The organism is Kocuria rhizosphaericola, assembly GCF_044462205.1.
In the GTDB taxonomy this organism is placed as follows: Bacteria; Actinomycetota; Actinomycetes; order Actinomycetales; family Micrococcaceae; genus Kocuria; species Kocuria rhizosphaericola.
In genome coordinates this window covers 1-4,425 of sequence record NZ_JBISWK010000120.1, presented here as the reverse complement: position 1 = coordinate 4,425, position 4,425 = coordinate 1, and the positions used below count along the sequence as shown (strand labels likewise).

General features: G+C 71.1%; 3 protein-coding genes. 2 read left to right on the top strand and 1 reads right to left on the bottom strand.

Annotated features, from left to right (window positions below; translation table 11 throughout):
* On the bottom strand, positions 1–1,167 hold a 1,167-nt coding region (locus ACH9D2_RS12215; RefSeq protein ID WP_396362710.1), incomplete at its 3' end, for an NAD(P)/FAD-dependent oxidoreductase.
* A gap of 358 nt (positions 1,168–1,525) precedes the next feature.
* On the opposite strand from ACH9D2_RS12215, the gene ACH9D2_RS12210 reads away from it, so the two are divergent.
* Positions 1,526–1,888, top strand: coding sequence for a bifunctional 3-phenylpropionate/cinnamic acid dioxygenase ferredoxin subunit (locus ACH9D2_RS12210; RefSeq protein ID WP_396363070.1), 363 nt, complete (start codon positions 1,526–1,528; stop codon positions 1,886–1,888).
* A gap of 47 nt (positions 1,889–1,935) precedes the next feature.
* Positions 1,936–4,404 (top strand): FAD-dependent oxidoreductase, encoded by a 2,469-nt coding sequence (locus ACH9D2_RS12205; RefSeq protein ID WP_396363069.1) that lies wholly within the window; start codon positions 1,936–1,938, stop codon positions 4,402–4,404.
* Positions 4,405–4,425 lie beyond the last annotated feature (21 nt).

Sequence of the window (4,425 nt, the reverse complement as noted above, 5' to 3'; positions counted from 1 at the left end):
GGTGGTGGCGAGTTTCTCGATGGTCTTGCGCCAGCGGCAGAAGAGTTTGGTCTGGTTCCAGGCCAGGACCGCGACCGGGTGGTCCCCGGCGTAGTAGACGGCCAGCAGGGAGTCCTCGCCCGGGCCGCCGTGCTCGTAGGCGACCCGGTCGCTGCGGGAGGCGTCGCCGGCGAACTGCAGGCGGGTGCCGTACTGGTCGGACCAGAAGTACGGGGGTTTCACCGCCGGCAGGGTCCCGGCCTCCGCGCCCAGCAGCGCGCCCACGGCCACGGCCGGGCGCTGGGCGGCGCCGGTCCAGTGCTCCACGCGCTGGTGGCGGCCGGTGACCGGCTCCCACCACGCGGCGCAGTCGCCGACGGCCACGACCCCGGGGATGCTGGTGGCCCCGGTCGCGTCGCAGACCACGCCGTTGCCGAGCTCGATCCCGGAGCTCTCCAGCCAGGCGGTGTTGGGCACGGCCCCGATGCCCACGACCACCACGTCGGCGGGCAGCACGCGCCCGCCGGCCAGGCGCACCGCGGAGACCGTGTCCCCGGCGAGCTCGAACTCCTCGATGTCGGCCCCGCAGATCAGCTCGACCCCGGCGCGTTCGTGCAGTCCGGCCACGACAGCGCCCAGCTGCGCGCCCAGCGGCCCGCACAGCGGGGTGGGGGACTTCTCCAGCACGGTGACCTCCATGCCCAGGGTGTGGGCGGTGGAGGCGACCTCGGCGCCGATGAACCCGGCGCCCACGACCACCATCCGGCCCCCCGCGCGCACCAGCGTGCGCAGCTTCTGCGCGTCGGCGATGGTGCGCAGGGTCACCACGTTGTCCGCCGCCGCGATCTGGGGCAGCGACCGGGGCGAGGCGCCGGTGGCGATGACCAGGGCCTCGGCGTGGACCGTGCGCCCGTCCTGGAGGTGGACCGTGCGGGTGGCCGGGTCGAAGGACACCGCCCGGGTCCCGAGGATCCACTCCGCCTCCAGGGCGTCGGTGTCGGTCTCCAGGGCCAGGTCCTCGATCTCGATCCGCCCGGCCAGGAAGTCCTTGGACAGCGGCGGGCGGTCGTAGGGGCGGTGCGGATCATCACCGATGATCACCACGCGCCCACCGAAGCCGAGGTTCCGGGCGGCCCGGGCGGCCGAGAGACCGGCCAGGGACGCCCCGACAATGACGAGGGACTCCATGGAGGACCCCTTTCGAAAGACTGACAACGGATGACTGACGAGCCGGGCCGATGACGAGAAGCGTCCGGCCCCGAATCTGGCTCGCAAGCTGTGCAACACGATTCGTAATGTGAGATTCAGAGTGAGCCGCGCCACAGAGTCCGTCAAGAGGTTTCGGCAATACGTCGCGAGAAATTAACAAAACGTCGTCCTGTGAGCCCGATCACGAATCCGTGCGGGTCCATCTCTTGACAGCGCCCGGTCGCCGTCCCCACGATGTTGCACATAGCAACACGTGTTGCTCATGGTGAGCCGGTTGGGCCGGAGTGGAAACGCTCGGCGCGGCAGGCCCGTCCCACTCCGGAAAGGATCCCCTCCGATGCACAAGGCCTGTCCCCTCAAGGACCTCGCACCCGGTGACGCCCTGCGCCTCGACACCGTCCCGCCCATCGCCGTGTTCCACACGGAGGAGGGCGAGCTGTTCGCCATCGACGACACCTGTACCCACCAGGACGCCTCGCTCGCCGACGGCTGGGTGGAGGGCTGCGAGGTCGAGTGCCCGCTGCACGCGTCCAAGTTCGACCTCCGCACCGGCAAGGTGGACGCGCCGCCGGCGAAGCTCCCCGTCCGGACCCACAAGGTGGCCGTCGTGGACGGCGACATCATGGTCGAGGAGTCGCCCGAGGCACCGAACCTGCCGCCCGGGCTCACCGCCCACGGCCACGATTCCCAGTCGAGCTGAATCCCCGGCCGACCCCGCAAGACACCCGCAGGTCAGGAGAACCATCCATGAGCACCACCCCTCGCGTCGTCATCATCGGAGCCGGCATCGTCGGCACCAACCTTGCCGACGAGCTCGTCCAGCGCGGCTGGACGGACGTCACCGTCCTCGAGCAGGGCCCGCTGCCCCTTCCGGGAGGCTCGACGTCGCACGCCCCCGGCCTCGTCTACCAGACGACCCCGTCCCGCACGATGACGCACTTGGCGCAGTACACGGTGGAAAAGCTCGTGTCCCTGGGCTGCTTCAACCAGGTCGGCGGCCTCGAGGTGGCCACCACGCCGGAGCGTCTGGAGGATCTCAAGCGCAAGGTGGGCTACGCGACGTCGTGGGGTCTCGAGGGCCGGCTGCTCAGCCCCGAGGAGGTGCTGGCGCAGCACCCCCTGGTCAACCCCGAGATGGTGCTGGGCGGCTACCACGTCCCCACGGACGGTCTCGCCCTGGCGGCCCAGGCTGTGCGGGTGCTCATCGACCGCACCACCCGCGCCGGCGTGACCTACTGCGCGGAGACGACCGTGACCGGGATCGAGCGGGCCAACGGCCGCGTGACCGGCGTGACCACGTCCGAGGGAACCGTGTCGGCCGACATCGTCGTCTCCTGCGCCGGGTTCTGGGGACCGGCGATCGGCGAGATGGCCGGCATGCCCTGCCCCATCCTGCCGCTGGCCCACCAGTACGTCTTCACCTCCGCGGTCCCGGAGCTCGTGGGCAAGCACGACGCCCCGAACGGCGCGACCCTGCCGATCCTCCGGCACCAGGACGCGGACCTGTACTACCGGGAGTGGGGGGACCGGATCGGCATCGGCTCCTACGCCCACCGCCCGATGCCGGTGGACCTCGACGATCTGCCCCACTACGCGCCCCGGGACATCACCCACGACCGGATGCCCTCCCGCCTGGACTTCACGCCCGAGGACTTCACCGCGCAGTGGGCCGAGAGCCAGCGCTTCCTTCCCAGCCTGCGCGGCAGCGAGGTGGCCGAGGGCTTCAACGGGATCTTCTCCTTCACCCCGGACGGAGGCCCGCTCATCGGCGAGTCCCCGGATCTCGCCGGCTTCTGGGTCGCGGAGGCGGTGTGGGTCACCCACTCCGCAGGCGTGGCCAAGGCCGTGGCCGAGCTGCTGGTGGAGGGCACCCCGGAGACTGACCTGCACGGCTGTGAGGCCACCCGGTTCGACGACGTGCAGCTCTCGCCGGAGTACGTCGAGGAGACGGGCAAGCAGAACTTCATCGAGATCTACGACGTCCTCCACCCCCTTCAGCCCCGGGAGTCGCCGCGCAACCTGCGGCTCAGCCCGTTCTACCCCCGGCAGATCGAGCTCGGTGGGTTCTTCCTGGAGAGCCACGGCTGGGAGCGCCCCCACTGGTACGAGTCCAACGCCGCGCTGCTGGACCAGCTGCCCGAGGAGTGGCGCGAGCCCGAGCGGGACCCGTGGGCGGCGAAGTACCACTCGCCGATCGCGGCGGTCGAGGCCTGGAAGACCCGCACCGCCGTGGCGATGTACGACATGACCGCGCTCAAGCGCGTGACGGTCGAGGGACCGGGCGCCGCCGACCTGCTGCACCGGCTGACCACCGGCAACGTCCGGCGGAAGCCGGGGGCCGTCACCTACTGCCTCCTGCTGGACGAGAAGGGCGGGATCCGCAGCGACATCACCGTCGCCCGGCTCAGCGAGGAGCTGTTCCAGGCCGGCATCAACAGCGCCGTGGACGTGGGGTACCTCTCGGCCGAAGCCACCCGGCAGAGTGCCGAGGACCCCACCGCTTGGGTGCTGGTGCGGGACACCACCGCCGAGACCTGCTGCATCGGGCTGTGGGGCCCGCGGGCCCGGGACGTCATGGCGAAGGTCTCCCGCGACGACCTCTCCAACGAGGGCCTGAAGTACTTCCGCACCAAGCAGATCCGGGTGGGCGGGCTGCGGGTCACTGCCATGCGCCTGTCCTACGTGGGCGAGCTGGGCTGGGAGCTGTACACCACCGCGGATCAGGGCCTGCGCCTGTGGGACCTGCTGCACGAGGCGGGCCAGGAGTTCGGCATCGTCCCCGCGGGCCGGGAGGCCTTCAACAGCCTGCGCGTGGAGAAGGGCTACCGCTCGTGGGGCACCGACATGACCACCGAGCACACTCCGCTCGAGGCCGGGCTGGACTTCGCCGTCAAGAAGGACAAGGGCGACTACGTGGGCTCGGAAGCCGTGGCCTCGGACGGCCAGGTCCGGCGCCGGCTGCGCTGCCTGACCATCGACGACGGCCGCTCCGTGGTCCTGGGCAAGGAGCCCGTGTACGTGGACGGCGACGCCGCCGGCTACGTCACCAGCGCCGTCTACGGCTACACCGTGGGCCGGCCGGTCGCCTACGCCTGGCTCCCGCCGGAGATCTCCGAGGGGGACGGCGTGGAGATCGAGTACCTCGGCAAGCGCGTCCCGGCCACGGTCAGCGCCGAGCCGCTCGTGGATCCCGGCATGGAGCGCATCCGCGGCTGAGGGTTCTGCCGCCGCGGCCGG

What these genes read in the sequence shown, in the direction of transcription:
- ACH9D2_RS12210 (WP_396363070.1), top strand. Translation starts at nt 1,526, where the DNA reads ATGCACAAGGCCTGTCCCCTCAAGGACCTCGCACCCGGTGACGCCCTG.
- ACH9D2_RS12205 (WP_396363069.1), top strand. Translation starts at nt 1,936, where the DNA reads ATGAGCACCACCCCTCGCGTCGTCATCATCGGAGCCGGCATCGTCGGC.